Below are 18,289 nucleotides of genomic sequence, written 5' to 3' on the forward strand. Positions count from 1 at the left end.
GCCACTCCTTCGGGTGAAGCATGCGGACCACGGCCGCAAATCGAATGCGCGTGCTATATGGTCGAGTGCGGCGTCGGGCATGCTGGATGGGCGGGGATTGTTGTGAACCCTGGAAACCGACCGGCGTTGTCAGTGGCTCCCCCTAGTCTGAGAAATCACGGGGGCCCCGCCCCTGTCGCTTCTCTCAAGAAAGGTGCGGACCGGCGTGGCCGACCGTCTCATCGTCCGTGGCGCGCGCGAGCACAACCTGAAGAATGTCTCGCTCGATCTGCCGCGCGACTCGCTCATCGTCTTCACGGGCCTGTCGGGGTCGGGCAAGTCCTCCCTGGCCTTCGACACGATCTTCGCCGAGGGCCAGCGGCGTTACGTGGAGTCGCTGTCCTCGTACGCCCGGCAGTTCCTCGGCCAGATGGACAAGCCGGACGTCGACTTCATCGAGGGCCTCTCGCCGGCCGTCTCCATCGACCAGAAGTCGACCTCGCGCAACCCGCGCTCGACGGTCGGCACCATCACCGAGGTCTACGACTACCTCCGTCTGCTCTTCGCGCGCATCGGCAAGCCGCACTGCCCCCAGTGCGGCCGCCCGATCTCCCGTCAGTCGCCGCAGGCCATCGTGGACAGGGTCCTGGAGCTTCCGGAGGGCAGCCGCTTCCAGGTGCTGTCGCCGCTGGTGCGTGAGCGGAAGGGAGAGTTCGTCGACCTCTTCGCCGACCTCCAGACCAAGGGCTACAGCCGCGCGCGCGTGGACGGCGAGACGATCCAGCTCTCCCACCCGCCGACCCTGAAGAAGCAGGAGAAGCACACCGTCGAGGTGGTCGTCGACCGCCTCACGGTGAAGGAATCCGCCAAGCGCCGCCTCACCGACTCCGTCGAGACCGCGCTCGGTCTGTCCGGCGGCATGGTCGTGCTCGACTTCGTCGACCTCCCCGAGGACGACCCCGAGCGCGAGCGCATGTACTCGGAGCACCTCTACTGCCCGTACGACGACCTGTCCTTCGAGGAGCTGGAGCCCCGCTCCTTCTCCTTCAACTCGCCCTTCGGCGCCTGCCCCGAGTGCACCGGTATCGGCACGCGCATGGAGGTCGACCCCGAGCTGATCGTCCCGGACGAGGAGAAGACCCTCGACGAGGGCGCCATCCACCCCTGGTCCCACGGACACACCAAGGACTACTTCGGCCGCCTGATCGGCGCCCTCGCGGACGCGCTCGGCTTCCGGACCGACATCCCCTTCGCGGGGCTGCCGCAGCGCGCCAGGAAGGCCCTGCTGCACGGCCACAAGACCCAGATCGAGGTCCGCTACCGCAACCGGTACGGGCGCGAGCGCGTGTACACCACGCCCTTCGAAGGCGCCGTCCCCTTCGTCAAGCGGCGGCACAGCGAGGCCGAGAGCGACGCCAGCCGGGAGCGCTTCGAGGGCTATATGCGCGAGGTGCCCTGCCCCACCTGCCAGGGCACGCGCCTGAAGCCGGTCGTCCTCGCGGTCACGATCATGGGCAAGTCGATCGCCGAGATCTCCGCGATGTCGATCAGCGACTGCGCGGACTTCCTGGGCGAGCTGAAGCTCGACGCCCGCGACAAGAAGATCGCCGAGCGGGTGCTGAAGGAGGTCAACGAGCGGCTGCGGTTCCTGGTCGACGTCGGCCTGGACTACCTGTCGCTGAACCGGGCGGCCGGCACCCTCTCCGGCGGCGAGGCCCAGCGCATCCGCCTGGCCACCCAGATCGGCTCCGGGCTCGTCGGTGTCCTGTACGTCCTCGACGAGCCGTCCATCGGCCTGCACCAGCGGGACAACCACCGGCTGATCGAGACCCTGGTCCGCCTCCGCGACATGGGCAACACGCTCATCGTCGTCGAGCACGACGAGGACACCATCAAGGTGGCCGACTGGGTCGTCGACATCGGCCCCGGCGCGGGCGAGCACGGCGGCAGGGTCGTGCACAGCGGCTCCCTGAAGGAGCTGCTCGCCAACGAGGAGTCGCAGACCGGACAGTACCTCTCGGGCAGGAAGTCGATCCCGCTGCCCGGCATCCGGCGTCCGCACGACCCGTCCCGGCAGCTCACGGTGCACGGCGCACGTGAGAACAACCTCCAGGACATCGACGTGTCGTTCCCGCTGGGTGTGTTCACGGCCGTCACCGGCGTGTCCGGCTCCGGGAAGTCGACCCTGGTCAACGACATCCTCTACACGCACCTCGCCCGTGAGCTCAACGGCGCGAGGAACGTCCCCGGGCGGCACACGCGCGTGGACGGCGACGACCTCGTGGACAAGGTCGTGCACGTCGACCAGTCGCCCATCGGCCGCACCCCGCGGTCGAACCCGGCCACCTACACCGGCGTCTTCGACCACATCCGCAAGCTGTTCGCCGAGACCACCGAGGCGAAGGTCCGCGGCTACCAGCCGGGCCGCTTCTCCTTCAACGTCAAGGGCGGCCGCTGCGAGAACTGCGCGGGCGACGGCACCATCAAGATCGAGATGAACTTCCTCCCGGACGTCTACGTCCCGTGCGAGGTCTGCCACGGCGCCCGATACAACCGGGAGACGCTGGAGGTCCACTACAAGGGCAAGTCCATCTCCGAGGTCCTGAACATGCCGATCGAGGAGGCCCTGCACTTCTTCGAGGCCGTTCCGGCGATCGCCCGCCATCTGAGGACGCTGCACGACGTGGGGCTCGGCTATGTCCGTCTCGGCCAGTCGGCGACCACCCTGTCCGGCGGTGAGGCCCAGCGTGTGAAGCTCGCCAGCGAGCTGCAGAAGCGGTCCACCGGGCGCACGGTCTACGTCCTGGACGAGCCGACCACCGGTCTGCACTTCGAGGACATCAGCAAGCTGCTCACGGTGCTCGGCGGACTGGTCGACAAGGGCAACACGGTCATCGTCATCGAGCACAACCTCGATGTCATCAAGACCGCCGACTGGGTCGTCGACATGGGCCCCGAGGGCGGCGCCGGCGGTGGTCTCGTGGTCGCCGAGGGCACGCCCGAAGAGGTCGCCGGGGTGCCGGCCAGCCACACCGGCAAGTTCCTGCGCGAGATCCTCGGCGCGGAGCGGATCAGCGACGCGGCCTCGGTCAGGGCGCCGCGCGGGAACTCGGCAGGCAAGACGGTCGCGGCCGCCTCGACGGCCAGGAAGACGGCGACGGCCAAGACGACGGCGACGGCCAAGACGACGAAGACCGCGGCGGCCAAGACCGGGAAGGCCCTCAACAACACGGCGGCCAAGAAGTCGGTCGGCGCCACGAAGAAGGCGGCACCCGCGAAGAAGTCCACGCGGGCGCGCAAGGCCTGAGTCACACGCGCGAACCGGGCGCTCCGCGGAATCCCCGTGGGGCGCCCGCTCGGCGGACGGTCGGCCGCACCTGTCCCTGCGACTCGGCGGCCCGTTGCCGCCGCTCGGCCTGGACTGTGGCCTCCTGGGGCGTGGGCTACGGGGCCGTCAGCTCGGACGCGTACGGCGGTTCCGCACCGGCCCGGGAGCAGGTGATCGCCGCGGCGCGGGCCGCGAAGCGCAGCAGCGCGCTCCAGCCGTCGGCGTTCAAAGCGGCCACCGCCGCCGGGGAGAGGGCGTCGCGGGTGGCCAGGCCGTGCAGCAGGGCCGCGTTCACCGTGTCGCCGGCACCGATCGTGTCCACGACGTCGACCGGTACCCCTGCCACGGAATGCTCCGCCCCGTCGCGGGTGAAGACCGTCAGTCCGTCGCCCCCGTGGGTGATCACCACGGCTGAGGGCCCCGAGGCCAGCCATTCCTGCGGGGTGCCGCCCAGCCACCGGGCGTCCTCGGCGGACAGCTTGAGCAGGGACACCGACGGCAGCCAGCTCTTGAAGCGGGCACGGTAGGCGTCGGGGTCCGGGATCAGCCCCGCGCGGATGTTCGGGTCGAGGGCCGTGAACACGCCCTGGGCCGCCGCGACGCGCATCAACTCCTCGTAGGCGCTCGCCCCCGGCTCGAGAACGAGGGAGCAGGTGCCGAACGAGACGGCCCGCGTGCCCTCGGGGAGACGTGCCGGTGGCGTGAACAGCCGGTCGGCGGTGCCGTCGACATAGAAGGAGTATCCGGCCGAGCCGCTGTCGTCGATCGTGGCGACGGCCAGGGTGGTCGGCTCGGGGCCGCGCTGCACCGCCGACACGTCCACGCCCGCCGCGCGCAGCCCGTCGAGCAGGGCCTCCCCGAAGGCGTCGGACGACACACGGGAGCAGAACGCCGTCGGGGAGCCGAGCCGGCCGAGCGCCACGGCGGTGTTGTAGGGGCCGCCGCCGAGCGCCGGAAGCAACGGTGCCAGGGCGCCCGCCTTCCGCGGGACCAGGTCGATCAGGGCCTCACCGGCGACGACGATCACGAGACAGTTCCCTTCTCGGAGGGGGTGTCGGGGCAGCCGCACGAGGTGCGGTGGACGAAGGTGCAGGGGAGCCGCACGGTGCGGGAGGGACGGTCCGGCGCCTCCAGGCGCTCCAGGAGCAGCCGTACGGCCTCGGCGCCGATCTCCCTGCTCGGCTGGGCGATGGCGGTGAGCCGGGGCGAGAACAGATCAGCCCAGGCGAAGTCGTCGAAGCAGACGAGCCCAAGGTCGCCCGGCACGGACAGTCCGTGATCGCCCAGGGTCCGCAGCGCACCGATGGTCATCGCGTTGTTCGCGGTGACCAGGGCCGTGGGCGGTGCGGCGAGCGACAGCAGGGCCCTGGTGGCGCGCTGGGCACCCTCCGCCGCTGAGTCCCCGTGCACCACCAGCCGCTCGTCGTGGGGCAGGCCGGCGGCCGCGAGACCGTGCCGGTAGCCGCTGATCCGCTCCGTCGTGGTGCTGAATCCGGGAAGACCCGCGACCAGGCCGATCCGCCGGTGGCCGAGTCCGGCGAGATGGGTGACCAGACGTGCCATGGGCTCGGCGTTCTCGGCGCAGACCTGGTCGAAGCGGAAGGGGCCGCCGGCGTGCGCCTCCGGAGCGGGGGCGTCTGCGGGGTGCGCGTGACGTGTCGCGGGCTGAGGAGAGACCAGCCGGTCGAGGAACACCGTCGGGACCCGGTGGCGCGCGAGGAGGGCCAGGAGTCCGCCCGGATCCGCAGAGGGCGCGACGACCACGCCGTCGACGCGGCGCTCGTGCAGCAGCCGGACGACATGGCGCTCGTGCTCCGGGTCGTCGCGCGGATCGGCGATGAGCAGGCCGTAGCCGTGCTCGCGGGCTCGGGCCTCGACACCCTGGAGGATCTCCGTGAAGTACGGGTTGCTGATGGCCGACACCGCGAGCCCGATGGACCGGGTGCGCGAGGTCACCAGGGAGCGGGCGAGCGTGTTCGGCGTGTAGCCCAGCTCGTCGATGGCGTCCAGTACCGCCTGGCGGGTGCGCGGCAGCACCGGGCGGGTGTCGTTCAGTACATGGGAGACGGTCGCCACGGACACACCCGCGCTCCGTGCGACATCGGCCATCGTTGCCAAACGCCTCCCCCTCCCCGGGCCCTACGGCCGAGAACGTATCCCATTCCGCGCCCGACGTAAACGCTTACGCAAGCGTTTGCGCGCGCTCCGGGCGCCGAGCGCTCCCCGCCCCGGTCTCCGGCGGAATGGCCGCCACCGGTATCGTCTGCATGTCCCCTTCCCGGCATACACCGCCCTTGACCAGTGGAGATCTCATGTCCGCGCGTCCCTCCGCGACTCGTCGTACCGTTCTGCGCGGGGCGGCGCTCACCCCGGTCGCCGGTCTGGGACTCGCGGCCTGCGGGCCCGGTGGCGGCACCGGCGCGACGCCCGCCACCCCCACCGCCCCGGTCGCGCTCGGAGCCGAGAGCGAGGTCCCCGAGGGCGGCGCGAAGCTGTACCGGGATGCGAACGTCGTCGTGAGCCGCGCCGAAGACGGCTCCCTGAAGGCGTACAGCACCATCTGCACGCACGCGGGATGCGCCATCAACAAGCTTTCGGGCACGACGCTGGTCTGCCCCTGTCACGGAAGCCGGTTCGACGCCGCCACGGGCAAGGTGGTGCAGGCCCCGGCCACCGAGCCGCTGCCCGGGCTGCCCGTCGAGGTGAAGAACGGCCGGATCGTGGCGGGCCCGGCGGCCTGACGGCTCAGCGGGGCCCGGTCACTCCCAGTCCCATCCGATACCCACAATCCCCGATCGCACCCTCGGCTCCACCAGGTGCACGGAGCGATGGCTTCCGCTCAGCCGCAGCTCCTGGCGGCCGCTGCGGGGTGCGGCGGGGGAGTGCTGGGTGAACCGGTGGCAGCGCACCGGCAGCGCCTCCTCGTCGAAGCGCACCTGGAGGGCGTACTGGCCGCCCGCCAGGCCGAACCCGCGGACGTATTCGCCGGTGGCGCCGGCGGTGCCGTCCTCGAAGACATAGCGGAAGAGAAACGTATCGCCGGTGTGCAGCCGGGTGTCGAAGAGCAGTTCGGCGACGAGGATGCCGGTGTCGCGATGCCAGCGCACCCGGCCGGTGCGGCAGTTCTCCAGCGCGTGCACCGCGATCCGCTCGGGGGCGCACCCCGGGTCGCCGTGGTGGACGGCGAGATAGCGGTCCACCCCGTCCCTGTGGGCGCGCACTATGTGGTGGGACTCGCGCGCCAGCAGCTCCCGCCGCGCTCCTATACGGACGTGATCCTGATGGCCGATGGTGTGCAGTCCGCTGTCGAGCGGCGCCTCCAGATCGGAGAGGAGCCTCTCCAGTACGCCCGACGCCTCGACCAGGGAGCGGTACGAACGCCCCGCGGGACGGCCGGGACCGGTCCGCTCGCCGGTTTCCGCGAGCAGCCGGATCAACGACTCGTCGGGCAGCTGGAGGATCTCCTCGAGGGCCCGCACGGCGCGCAGCGACTCGGGGCGCTGCGGGCGGCGCGCACCCTGCTGCCAGTAGCTCAGGCTCGTCACCCCGACCCTGACCCCGTACCGCGTCAGATGATGCTGCACGCGCTGCAACGGCAGCCCGCGGGCGGCGATCGCGGCGCGCAGCGCGACATGGAAGGGGCCACCGTGCAGGGCGGCCTCCAACTCCGTCGGAACGACCGGAACGACGTCCGCATGCTGTGTGCCGTGCCGCATACCGGGGCCTTTCTGTGAAGGTGCACGTCGGCTGGTCAGACGGTGCGCAGGGTCGTACCGGGCCATCCGGAGGCGTGTGAGGTTCGTTCACAAGCGAACCTCTCCGGCGGCGGCCCGAAGGTTCCCCGCATTGAAGCGTGTTGACCAAGCCGCGACAACACCCGAGTTCCGGCGAGCGGTGGCCCGTGGCCGAAGGCTGTACCCGCTGCTGCGGGGCGATTACCGACCGCTGTCCCGGGCCGCCGGAAACGGCTCCACGGGCATGGGGCCCACGGGACCACCCAGGGACGCCCCCTGCCCGGAGGCCCTCCAGGACGCCCTCGGGAGGCTCCCTCCCGCCGGACCCGTACGCTCGCCTCGGTGCCGGGCCGGGACCGGGCGCCGGGTGGCCCCGCGGGAGGGGGGCGGGATCCCGCCGAGGGTTGTCCACAGGGGCGCCGCGCTGTCGGCCCCCGCCAGTAGGGTGTGAGACATGGCCGACCCCTCCAGCTACCGACCCAGGCCGGGCGAGATCCCGGACTCTCCCGGGGTCTACAGGTTCCGGGACGAGCACCGCCGGGTGATCTACGTCGGAAAGGCGAAAAGCCTGCGCCAGCGCCTGGCGAACTACTTCCAGGACCTGGCGGGCCTCCACCCGCGCACCCGCACCATGGTCACCACGGCCGCGTCCGTGGAGTGGACCGTGGTGTCCACCGAGGTCGAGGCCCTTCAGCTGGAGTACACCTGGATCAAGGAGTTCGACCCTCGGTTCAACGTCAAGTACCGCGACGACAAGAGCTACCCCTACCTCGCGGTGACGATGAACGAGGAGTTCCCGCGCGTACAGGTGATGCGCGGCCAGAAGCGCAAGGGTGTGCGCTACTTCGGACCGTACTCGCACGCGTGGGCGATCCGCGACACCGTGGACCTGCTGCTGCGCGTGTTCCCCGTGCGCACCTGCTCGGCGGGCGTCTTCAAGAACGCAGCCCGCACCGGCCGCCCCTGCCTCCTCGGCTACATCGGCAAGTGCTCCGCGCCCTGCGTCGCCCGGATCTCACCCGAGGACCACCGCGAACTGGCCGAGGAGTTCTGCGACTTCATGGCCGGCCGCACGGGCGCGTACCTCCGCCGTCTGGAGAGGCAGATGATGGAGGCGGCCGAGGAGATGGAGTACGAGCGGGCCGCCCGTCTGCGCGACGACATCGAGGCCCTGAAGCGGGCCATGGAGAAGAACGCGGTCGTGCTCACCGACGCGACCGACGCCGATCTGATCGCCGTCGCCGAGGACGAGCTGGAGGCGGCCGTGCAGATCTTCCATGTGCGCGGCGGGCGGGTGCGCGGCCAGCGCGGCTGGGTCACCGACAAGGTGGAGGACGTCACCACCGGCGCCCTCGTCGAGCACGCCCTCCAGCAGCTCTACGGCGAGGAGACGGGCGACTCCGTGCCGAAGGAGGTGCTCGTCCCCGCGCTCCCCGATCCCATAGAGCCGGTCCAGGAATGGCTGACCGGCCGCCGCGGGTCCGGCGTCTCCCTGCGCATTCCCCAGCGCGGCGACAAGAAGGCGCTCATGGAGACCGTGCAGCGCAACGCCCAGCAGGCACTCGCCCTGCACAAGACCAAGCGCGCCTCCGACCTGACCACCCGCTCGCGTGCCCTGGAGGAGATCGCCGAGGCCCTCGACCTGGACAGCGCCCCGCTCCGGATCGAGTGCTACGACATCTCGCACCTCCAGGGCGAGGACGTGGTGGCCTCCATGGTCGTCTTCGAGGACGGGCTGCAACGCAAGGGCGAGTACCGCCGCTTCCAGATCAAGGGCTTCGAGGGCCAGGACGACGTCCGCTCCATGCACGAGGTGATCAACCGCCGCTTCCGGCGCTACCTCGCGGAGAAGGAGAAGACGGGGGAGTGGGCGGACGGGGAGGTCTCCCTGACCGAGGAGGACGGGCGGCCCAAGCGGTTCGCCTACCCGCCGCAGCTCGTGGTGGTCGACGGCGGCCGTCCGCAGGTCGCCGCCGCCCGGCGGGCCCTGGACGAGCTGGGCATCGACGACATCGCCGTATGCGGTCTCGCCAAGCGCCTGGAGGAGGTGTGGCTGCCGAGCCAGGACGACCCGGTGGTCCTGCCCCGCACCAGCGAGGGCCTCTACCTGCTCCAGCGCATCCGCGACGAGGCCCACCGCTTCGCGATCACGTACCAGCGCACCAAGCGGGCCAAACGTGTCAGGTCGAGCCCCTTGGACGAGGTGCCGGGGCTCGGCGAGGCCCGTAAGCAGGCACTCGTGAAGCATTTCGGCTCGGTGAAAAAGCTGCGGTCCGCGACAATCGACCAGATTCAGGAGGTTCCCGGCATCGGCCGCAAGACGGCCGAGACCATCGCCGTGGCCCTCGCCCAGGCGGCTCCGGCCGCACCCGCCGTGAACACGGCGACTGGAGAGATCATGGAAGAGGAAGAATCCGGGACCATGCCGGGTTTCCCCGGGGAGCCCGTGTCCGCGGGCGCCCCGGACGAGCGACGGGGGCAGGAGACATGACCGAGCACGACCAGCGCGCAGTAGAAGAACACTCGGCCCAGGGCGGGACCGCCCACGACGAGACGGGCGAGGAGCCGACGCCGCAGCAGACGGTCCAGGAAAACGGAGCACAGGTGAGTACGGGCATCGACACGGCCGGGGCCGCCGACGCGGGCATCCCCGAGCTGGTGATCATCTCCGGCATGTCCGGCGCCGGCCGTTCCACGGCCGCCAAGTGCCTGGAGGACCTCGGCTGGTTCGTCGTCGACAACCTGCCGCCCGCACTGATCCCCACCATGGTGGAGCTGGGCGCCCGTTCCCAGGGCAACGTCGCCCGTATCGCGGTCGTCGTGGACGTCCGGGGCCGGCGTTTCTTCGACAACCTCCGCGAGTCCCTGGCGGACCTGGAGGCGAAGCACGTCACCCGGCGCATCGTATTCCTGGAGTCCTCCGACGAGGCCCTGGTCCGCCGCTTCGAGTCGGTCCGCAGGCCGCATCCCCTTCAGGGCGACGGCCGCATCGTCGACGGCATCGCAGCCGAGCGCGAGCTGCTGCGCGAGCTGCGCGGTGACGCCGACCTCGTGATCGACACCTCCAGCCTGAACGTGCACGAACTGCGCGCCAAGATGGACGCCCAGTTCGCCGGCGAGGAGAAGCCCGAGCTGCGGGCCACCGTCATGTCCTTCGGCTTCAAGTACGGCCTGCCGGTCGACGCCGACCTGGTCGCGGACATGCGCTTCCTGCCCAACCCGCACTGGGTCCCGGAGCTGCGCCCCTACACCGGCCTCAACGAGGAGGTCGCCGCCTACGTCTTCAACCAGCCCGGCGCCAAGGAGTTCCTCGACCGGTACGCCGAGCTGCTGAGGCTCATCGCGGCCGGGTACCGCCGCGAGGGCAAGCGCTATGTGACCATCGCCATCGGCTGCACGGGCGGCAAGCACCGTTCCGTCGCCATGTCCGAGAAGCTCGCCGCCCGCCTGGCCGCCGAGGGAGTGGAGACCGTGGTCGTGCACCGGGACATGGGGCGCGAGTGACCGGACGTTCTCTGCGGCTGAGCAGGCTGCGTCGAGTGGTGCCCGAGGGCGGCCGCGGCGGGCGGGCGCGCCGTCGCGGTACCCAGCCCAAGGTGGTCGCCCTCGGCGGAGGCATGGGCCTGTCCGCCTCGCTCGCCGCTCTGCGCCGGATCACCGGCGACCTCACCGCCGTCGTCACCGTGGCCGACGACGGCGGTTCCAGCGGCCGGCTGCGCGACGAGCTGGGCGTGCTCCCGCCCGGTGACCTCCGCAAGGCGCTGGCCGCGCTGTGCGGCGACGACGACTGGGGCCAGACCTGGGCCCGCGTCATCCAGCACCGCTTCCACTCCCGGGGCGACCTGCACGACCACGCGGTCGGCAATCTGCTGATCGTGGCCCTGTGGGAGCAGCTCGGCGACCACGTCCAGGCGCTCGACCTGGTCGGCAGGCTCCTGGGCGCCCACGGCCGTGTCCTGCCCATGTCCGCCGTCCCCCTGGAGCTCCAGGCGCTGGTCAAGGGCCACGACCCGGAGCATCCGGACGAGGTCGGCACCGTACGGGGACAGGCGACCGTCGCGCTGACCCCGGGCGAGGTGCAGTCGGTGCACCTCGTGCCGTCCGACCCGCCCGCCGTCCCGGAGGCCGTCGCCGCCGTTCTGGACGCCGACTGGGTGGTGATCGGGCCCGGCTCCTGGTTCTCCTCCGTGATCCCGCATCTGCTCGTGCCCGAGCTGCTGGACGCCCTGACGGAGACCAAGGCGCGCCGGGTACTCTCCCTCAACCTCGCTCCGCAGCCGGGAGAGACCGAAGGGTTCTCCCCGCAGCGTCATTTGGAGGTTTTGGGACGACACGCCCCTAAACTCGCCCTGGACGTGGTGCTGGCCGACCAGGCCGCCGTGCCCGACCGCGCCTCGTTGACCGAGGCCGCCCAGCGGTTCGGCGCCGCGGTCGAGCTGGCGCCGGTGGCCCGTACCGACGGGTCACCGCGGCACGACCCGGAGCTGTTGGCCGCCGCGTACGACCGTATTTTTCGGATGCATGGAAGGATCGGCCCATGGCGATGACGGCAGCGGTGAAAGACGAGATCTCCCGGCTTCCCGTCACCCGGACCTGCTGCAGGAAGGCGGAGGTCTCGGCGATCCTGCGATTCGCGGGCGGGCTGCACCTCGTCAGCGGCCGCATCGTGATCGAGGCGGAGCTGGACACGGCGATGGCGGCCCGGCGTCTCAAGCGGGACATCCTGGAGATCTTCGGCCACAGCTCCGAACTGATCGTGATGGCGCCCGGCGGTCTGCGCCGCGGCTCCCGCTATGTGGTGCGTGTGGTGGCGGGCGGTGATCAGCTGGCCCGGCAGACGGGCCTCGTGGACGGCCGGGGCCGCCCGATCCGCGGTCTGCCCCCGCAGGTGGTCTCGGGTGCCACCTGCGACGCCGAGGCTGCCTGGCGCGGCGCGTTCCTGGCACACGGCTCGCTGACGGAGCCCGGCCGCTCGTCGTCCCTCGAAGTGACCTGCCCCGGCCCGGAGGCTGCGCTCGCCCTGGTCGGCGCCGCCCGCCGCCTGTCGATCGCCGCCAAGGCCCGGGAGGTACGCGGCGTGGATCGCGTCGTCGTCCGGGACGGCGACGCGATCGGTGCGCTGCTGACCCGTCTCGGCGCCCATGAGTCCGTGCTGGCCTGGGAGGAGCGGCGGATGCGCCGCGAGGTCCGGGCCACGGCGAACCGCCTCGCCAACTTCGACGACGCCAACCTGCGCCGCTCGGCCCGCGCCGCCGTCGCCGCCGGTGCGCGCGTCGCCCGAGCCCTGGAGATCCTCGGCGAGGAGGTTCCCGAGCACCTCGCGGCCGCGGGACGCCTGCGCATGGAGCACAAGCAGGCCTCCCTGGAGGAGCTGGGCGCGCTCGCCGACCCGCCGCTGACCAAGGACGCGGTCGCGGGCCGCATCCGCCGGCTGCTGGCGATGGCCGACAAGCGCGCCGCGGATCTGGGCATCCCGGGGACGGAGTCCAACCTCACGGAGGAGATGGCGGACAACATGGCGGGGTGACGAGCAGTACCCCGATACGCCGGTGCCGACGCCCACTTGGGCCGTCGGCACCGGCGTTCGTCTGTCCTTGAAGCGCTCTTGACTCGATCAAGATTTGTCATGAGCCTGGCAGACGTTCGCCGCCGGGGCGAACCACTGCTAGGGGGGTCCATGAGACACAGAGCGAGATCGATCCTCGCCGTCGGCGCACTCCTGCTCGGCGGAGCGGGCCTCGCACCCATAGCCCAGGCGCAGACCGGCAGTTCCCCGGACCCCGACCCGGACGAGGTCGGGGTCTACCGCGCCGACATCACCCAGAAGCAGATCCCGCTGCTGCTCCGGGCCGGACAGGACGGCCGGGAACTCGGACAGCGGGTCGCCGCGAACGGCCGGCGCGCCGTCGAGGTCTATCTCACCGGCCGACAGGCCGCGCAGCTCAGAAAGCAGGGCGTGCCCCTCACCGAGCGCACCCTGTCCGCCAAGGCGGAGCAGCGGGTCGAGGACGCCTCCCAGGGCGTGTTCCGCCCGTACAGCGGCAAGGGCGGCCTGAGGGAGGAGATCGTCGGGACCGCTCGGGACCACCCCGGACTGACGAAGGCCGTCTCCATCGGCAGGACAGTACGGGGCCAGGACATCCTCGCGCTCAAACTGACCAGGAACGCGAGGACGTCCGAGGACGGCTCCAAGCCCTCCGTGCTCTATGTGTCCAACCAGCACGCGCGTGAGTGGATCACCACGGAGGCGACCCGCCGGCTGATGCACTACTTCCTGGACCACTACGCCACCGACAAGCGCATCAAGAAGATCGTCGACTCCACGGAACTGTGGTTCGTGCTCTCGGCCAACCCCGACGGCTACGACTACACCTTCAAGGACCCCAGTACGCGTCTGTGGCGCAAGAACCTGCGGGACGCCAACGGCGACGGCGCCATCGGCGTCGGCGACGGCGTCGACCTCAACCGCAACTTCGCCTACAAATGGGGCTACGACGACGAGGGTTCGTCCCCCAACCCCACCAGCCAGACCTACCGCGGACCCAGCCCCGAGTCAGAGCCCGAGACCCGGGCACTGGACACCCTCGAGAAGCGCATCGGGTTCACCTACGCCGTCAACTACCACTCCGCGGCCGAACTGCTCCTGTACGGAGTCGGCTGGCAGGTGGCCACGCCGACCCCGGACGACGTCCTCTACAAGGCACTTGCCGGCACCCCGGACCACCCGGCCATCCCCGGCTATCACTCCCAGGTCTCCTCGGAGCTGTACACCACCAACGGCGAGGCGGACGGCCATGCGTCCAACGTCAACGGCATGGCGATGTTCACCCCGGAGATGTCGACCTGCCAGACCGCGTCGGACAGCGACCCGGACGACGCCTGGAACGCGGCCGACTGCCGGTCGGTCTTCGACTTCCCCGACGACGAGAAGCTGATCGAGCGGGAATTCGAGAAGAACATCCCCTTCGCGCTCTCCGTCGCTCAGACCGCCTCCCACCCCGACCGGCCGTCCTCCTCGGTCGGCCTCGACGCGCCGGACTTCACCCCGAACCCCTTCTCGACGTCGTACTCGCGCGGCGCGGACCAGGAGGTCTCGGTCGTCGTACGCAAGGCCGTGCGCGACAAGGAGCTGAAGTACCGCGTCAACGGCGGACGTGTCGAGGACCAGGCGCTCAGGCCGTGGAAGGGCGGCGAGACCTACGGCGGCTCGGACAATCTCTACTTCGACGAGTACCGGGCCAAGGTCCGCGACGGCGAGCCCGGCGACAGGGTCGAGGTGTGGTTCACGGGCGAGACGAGGAGCGGCAGAAGGACCTCCAGCGAGCACTTCACCTACACCGTGGCCGAGCGGCCGAGGGCGGACGTCCTCGTGGTCGCCGAGGAGGGCGCCAAGGCCACCCAGGCGCGGACCTACGTCGACGCGCTGAAGGCGAGCGGCCGCAGAGCGCTCGTCTGGGACGTCGCCACCCAGGGCGCGCCCGACGCGCTCGGCGTGCTCGACCACTTCGCAACGGTCGTGCACTACACGGGCGCGGGCGCTCCGGGCAACGCCACCCAGCTCCAGCTGCGCGCCTTCCTCAACGAGGGCGGCAGGCTGATCGAGGCGGGCGAGCAGGCCGGCGGCACCGTCGACCTCGGTGACGGCACCCTGTCGGACGACTTCAGCCAGTACTACCTGGGCGCCTACTCGCGCACATCGACTCCGGGGGCCACCGGCTTCACCGGGTCCGGGCCGTTTGCCGGCTTCACCGGGGCGCTGGGCGCCGCGCCCGGCAATCCGCTGGACGTCGCGGGCACCTACGGGGTCACCTCGGACCAACTGCCCGCCGCCGGCCACCCCCAGTTCAAGAGCGCCGGGGCGGGCCAGTTCGCCGGCACCGTCAATCCCTACGGGCCCTACACCGGCTCGTACATGGCGGCGGCCGTCCACACCGACGACGCGTACAAGCGGCTGACCCGTACCCTCGACCTCACCAAGGTGACCGCCGCCGACAAGCCCGTGCTGCGCACCCGGCTGCTGTGGGACACCGAACCGGGCTACGACCACGCCGTCGTCGAGATCCACACCGCCGGGGCCGACGACTGGACCACGCTGCCGGAGGCCGGGGGCGCCACGAGCGACGCCGCGCCGCAGGACTGCGGGGCCGGATTCCTGGTGGGCGAGCACCCCTGGCTGAGGCACTACTTGACCGTGACGGGGGGAGGCTGTTCCACGACCGGCACCACCGGCGCATGGCACAGCTTCACGGGCGCCTCGCACGGCTGGCAGCAGGCGGACTTCGACCTCGGTGCGTACGCCGGGAAGACGGTCGAGGTGTCGCTCGGCTACATCACCGACCCGAGCAGTGGCGGCCGAGGCGTCCTCGCCGACGACGCCTCGCTCGTAGTCGGCGGCACGGCCGCCGAGACCGAGGGCTTCGAGACCTCCCTCGGCGCCTGGAGCGTGCCGGGACCGCCCGCGGGAAGTCCGGCCGTTCTCAAGGACTGGGCGCGCACCGGTGCGCTGTTCCGTACCTATGGAGCGGTCACCACGGACCGCACCGTGCTGCTCGGCTTCGGTCTGGAACACCTGGCCTCGCCGGCGGACCGGACCGCGCTGATCGGCAAGGCACTCGCCGCGCTCGGCGGCTGACCCCCCGAAGTCAACGGCAGTTGGTCCGTATCGCCGGAAGGAGTGGCGGGGCCTTCGGGGCAGGGCGGTCCGTACCCCTACTGGCGGGTACGGACCACACTGCCGCGTACGAGCCGTCTCGATGTCACTCCGGGGGCCTCAGGGAGGTAGGGTCGTAGGCGGTCGGGGACATCCCAATAGAGCTCGCCGGCGTCTACAGCCGGCGTACCAACGAGGAGATCGGTTCGTGACGATCCGCGTAGGCATCAACGGCTTCGGCCGCATCGGTCGTAACTACTTCCGCGCGCTGCTGGAGCAGGGTGCAGACATCGAGATCGTGGCTGTCAACGACCTGGGTGACACCGCGACCACCGCTCACCTGCTGAAGTACGACACCATCCTCGGCCGCCTGAAGGAGGAGGTGTCCCACACCGAGGACACCATCACCGTCGGCGGAAGGACGATCAAGGTCCTGTCCGAGCGCAACCCGGCCGACATCCCCTGGGGTGAGCTGGGCGTCGACATCGTCATCGAGTCGACCGGCATCTTCACCAAGAAGGAAGACGCCGAGAAGCACATCGCCGGTGGCGCGAAGAAGGTCATCATCTCGGCTCCGGCCAAGAACGAAGACGTCACCATCGTGATGGGCGTCAACCAGGACCAGTACGACCCGGCGAACCACCACGTCATCTCCAACGCCTCCTGCACCACCAACTGCGTGGCGCCGATGGCGAAGGTCCTCGACGAGAACTTCGGCATCGTCAAGGGTCTGATGACCACGGTCCACGCGTACACGAACGACCAGCGCATCCTGGACTTCCCGCACAAGGACCTGCGCCGCGCCCGCGCCGCCGCGGAGAACATCATCCCGACCACCACCGGTGCCGCCAAGGCCACCGCTCTGGTCCTGCCGCAGCTCAAGGGCAAGCTGGACGGCATCGCCATGCGCGTCCCGGTCCCGACCGGCTCGGTCACCGACCTGGTCGTCGAGCTCGGCCGCGAGGTCACCAAGGAAGAGGTCAACGCCGCCTTCCAGAAGGCCGCCGAGGGCGAGCTGAAGGGTCTGCTCGACTACACGGAGGACCCGATCGTCTCCTCCGACATCGTCAACGCCCCGGCGTCCTGCACCTTCGACTCCTCCCTGACCATGGTCCAGGAGGGCAAGAACGTGAAGGTCATCGGCTGGTACGACAACGAGTGGGGCTACTCAAACCGTCTCGTCGACCTCACCGTCTTCATCGGCAACCAGCTCTGATCGTCGAAACAGGCACCTCGGTGTGAGAACAGGGCTCGGGCAGCGCACCGTCGCGCTGCCCGGGCCCTGACTCACGTGCAGCGAGCGGTCCCGCGTACGACGGGGCCCCTCGTGTGCAGCTCGACCGGCCCTCGTACGATCAAGAGCCCTTCCCCAGGAGTCCCCCAATGAAGACGATCGACGAACTTCTCGCCGAAGGCGTGGACGGCAAGCGGGTCTTCGTCCGCGCCGACCTGAACGTCCCGCTGGCCGACGGCCTCATCACCGACGACGGCCGTATCCGCGCCGTCCTGCCCACCGTCAGGGCCCTCGCCGAGGCGGGCGCCAAGGTGGTCGTGGCCTCGCACCTGGGCCGCCCCAAGGGCGCCCCGGACCCGGCGTTCTCCCTGCTCCCCGCCGCCGAGCGCCTCGGTGAACTGCTCGATGCGCCCGTGGCGTTCGCCCAGGACACCGTCGGCCCCGCCGCCCACGACGCGGTGAACGGCCTCCAGCCGGGCCAGGTCGCGGTCGTAGAGAACCTGCGCTTCAACCCCGGCGAGACCTCGAAGGACGACGCCGAGCGCGGTGAGTTCGCCGACCGGCTCGCCGCCCTCGCCGACGTGTACGTCGGTGACGGCTTCGGCGCGGTGCACCGCAAGCACGCCTCCGTCTACGACCTCCCGGCCCGCCTGCCGCACTACGCCGGCTACCTCATCGCCACCGAGGTCGCGGTCCTGAAGAAGCTCACCGAGGAAGTGCGGCGCCCGTACGTCGTCGCGCTGGGCGGCGCCAAGGTCTCCGACAAGCTGGCCGTGATCGACCAGCTGCTCGGCAAGGCCGACCGCCTGCTCATCGGCGGCGGAATGGCCTACACCTTCCTCAAGGCCAAGGGCTACGAGGTCGGCATCTCCCTGCTTCAGGAAGACCAGGTCCCGGCCGTCACCGAGTACATCGAGCGGGCCGAGAAGACCGGCGTGGAGCTGCTCCTCCCGGTCGACGTGCTGGTGTCGCCGGAGTTCCCGGACCTGAAGACCAAGGCCCCGGCCAACCCCACCGTCGTCGCCGCGGACGCGATCCCCGCCGACCAGGAGGGCCTGGACATCGGTCCGGAGACCCGCAAGCTGTACGCCTCGAAGCTCGCCGACGCCGCCACCGTCTTCTGGAACGGCCCCATGGGCGTCTTCGAGCACCCCGACTACGCCGAGGGCACCAAGGCGGTCGCCCAGGCCCTCGTCGACTGCCCGGGCTTCACCGTGGTCGGTGGCGGCGACTCCGCCGCCGCCGTCCGCACCCTGGGTTTCGACGAGTCGGCATTCGGCCACATCTCGACCGGCGGTGGCGCCTCCCTCGAATACCTCGAGGGCAAGACGCTCCCCGGCCTCGCCGCACTGGAGGACTGAACC

General features: G+C 70.7%; 12 protein-coding genes. 9 read left to right on the forward strand and 3 right to left on the reverse strand.

Going from position 1 to position 18,289, the window contains the following annotated elements:
• Positions 1-205: 205 nt before the first annotated feature.
• On the forward strand, positions 206-3,286 hold the full coding sequence (gene uvrA / locus ABZ876_RS08930; protein WP_361776566.1) for an excinuclease ABC subunit UvrA: 3,081 nt from the start codon (positions 206-208) through the stop codon (positions 3,284-3,286).
• Between the two features lie 136 nt (positions 3,287-3,422).
• Here the strand turns inward: uvrA and ABZ876_RS08935 are convergent, their stop codons facing one another.
• Both ABZ876_RS08935 and ABZ876_RS08940 read right to left on the reverse strand, forming a co-directional pair.
• The gene (locus ABZ876_RS08935; protein WP_361776569.1) at positions 3,423-4,334 is read right to left on the reverse strand and encodes a carbohydrate kinase; all 912 of its coding nucleotides are present in this window, start codon (positions 4,332-4,334) and stop codon (positions 3,423-3,425) included.
• Positions 4,331-5,425, reverse strand: coding sequence for a LacI family DNA-binding transcriptional regulator (locus ABZ876_RS08940; RefSeq protein WP_361776572.1), 1,095 nt, complete (start codon positions 5,423-5,425; stop codon positions 4,331-4,333). The genes ABZ876_RS08935 and ABZ876_RS08940 overlap by 4 nt, the downstream gene beginning before the upstream one ends.
• A gap of 194 nt (positions 5,426-5,619) precedes the next feature.
• On the opposite strand from ABZ876_RS08940, the gene ABZ876_RS08945 reads away from it, so the two are divergent.
• Positions 5,620-6,048 carry a Rieske (2Fe-2S) protein gene (locus tag ABZ876_RS08945; RefSeq protein ID WP_361776575.1) on the forward strand — a complete coding sequence of 143 codons (429 nt, stop codon included), beginning with the start codon at positions 5,620-5,622 and terminating at the stop codon, positions 6,046-6,048.
• A gap of 18 nt (positions 6,049-6,066) precedes the next feature.
• Here ABZ876_RS08945 and ABZ876_RS08950 read toward each other — a convergent pair whose 3' ends face one another.
• Positions 6,067-7,023: a hypothetical protein gene (locus ABZ876_RS08950; RefSeq protein WP_361776578.1), complete on the reverse strand. Its 957-nt coding sequence runs from the start codon at positions 7,021-7,023 to the stop codon at positions 6,067-6,069.
• Positions 7,024-7,495: 472 nt separating this feature from the next.
• On the opposite strand from ABZ876_RS08950, the gene uvrC reads away from it, so the two are divergent.
• The 7 genes from uvrC (at position 7,496) to ABZ876_RS08985 (ending at position 18,286) form a co-directional block, all read left to right on the forward strand.
• Complete coding sequence (gene uvrC / locus ABZ876_RS08955) at positions 7,496-9,532, forward strand: excinuclease ABC subunit UvrC (protein ID WP_361776580.1); 2,037 nt, start codon at positions 7,496-7,498, stop codon at positions 9,530-9,532.
• Positions 9,529-10,545, forward strand: coding sequence for an RNase adapter RapZ (rapZ, locus tag ABZ876_RS08960; protein WP_361776583.1), 1,017 nt, complete (start codon positions 9,529-9,531; stop codon positions 10,543-10,545). The genes uvrC and rapZ overlap by 4 nt, the downstream gene beginning before the upstream one ends.
• Entirely contained in the window at positions 10,542-11,588 is a 1,047-nt protein-coding gene (gene yvcK / locus ABZ876_RS08965; protein WP_361776586.1) for a uridine diphosphate-N-acetylglucosamine-binding protein YvcK, read from the forward strand. The genes rapZ and yvcK overlap by 4 nt, the downstream gene beginning before the upstream one ends.
• The gene (whiA, locus tag ABZ876_RS08970; protein WP_055491670.1) at positions 11,579-12,568 is read left to right on the forward strand and encodes a DNA-binding protein WhiA; all 990 of its coding nucleotides are present in this window, start codon (positions 11,579-11,581) and stop codon (positions 12,566-12,568) included. Before yvcK ends, whiA begins: the two co-directional genes overlap by 10 nt.
• A gap of 150 nt (positions 12,569-12,718) precedes the next feature.
• Positions 12,719-15,673, forward strand: a complete 2,955-nt coding sequence (locus ABZ876_RS08975) for a M14 family zinc carboxypeptidase (RefSeq protein WP_361776589.1) — start codon at positions 12,719-12,721, stop codon at positions 15,671-15,673.
• Between the two features lie 226 nt (positions 15,674-15,899).
• Positions 15,900-16,907 carry a type I glyceraldehyde-3-phosphate dehydrogenase gene (gene gap / locus ABZ876_RS08980; protein ID WP_361776592.1) on the forward strand — a complete coding sequence of 336 codons (1,008 nt, stop codon included), beginning with the start codon at positions 15,900-15,902 and terminating at the stop codon, positions 16,905-16,907.
• Between the two features lie 167 nt (positions 16,908-17,074).
• Entirely contained in the window at positions 17,075-18,286 is a 1,212-nt protein-coding gene (locus tag ABZ876_RS08985) for a phosphoglycerate kinase (RefSeq protein WP_361776595.1), read from the forward strand.
• Positions 18,287-18,289 lie beyond the last annotated feature (3 nt).

Origin of the sequence: Streptomyces sp. NPDC046931 (assembly GCF_040644655.1) — a bacterium.
In the GTDB taxonomy this organism is placed as follows: Bacteria; Actinomycetota; Actinomycetes; order Streptomycetales; family Streptomycetaceae; genus Streptomyces.

Coding starts and splice junctions, on each gene's coding strand:
- ABZ876_RS08945 (WP_361776575.1), top strand. CDS start 5,620: ATGTCCGCGCGTCCCTCCGCGACTCGTCGTACCGTTCTGCGCGGGGCG.
- ABZ876_RS08950 (WP_361776578.1), bottom strand. CDS start 7,023: ATGCGGCACGGCACACAGCATGCGGACGTCGTTCCGGTCGTTCCGACG.
- uvrC (WP_361776580.1), top strand. CDS start 7,496: ATGGCCGACCCCTCCAGCTACCGACCCAGGCCGGGCGAGATCCCGGAC.
- rapZ (WP_361776583.1), top strand. CDS start 9,529: ATGACCGAGCACGACCAGCGCGCAGTAGAAGAACACTCGGCCCAGGGC.
- whiA (WP_055491670.1), top strand. CDS start 11,579: ATGGCGATGACGGCAGCGGTGAAAGACGAGATCTCCCGGCTTCCCGTC.
- ABZ876_RS08975 (WP_361776589.1), top strand. CDS start 12,719: ATGAGACACAGAGCGAGATCGATCCTCGCCGTCGGCGCACTCCTGCTC.
- ABZ876_RS08985 (WP_361776595.1), top strand. CDS start 17,075: ATGAAGACGATCGACGAACTTCTCGCCGAAGGCGTGGACGGCAAGCGG.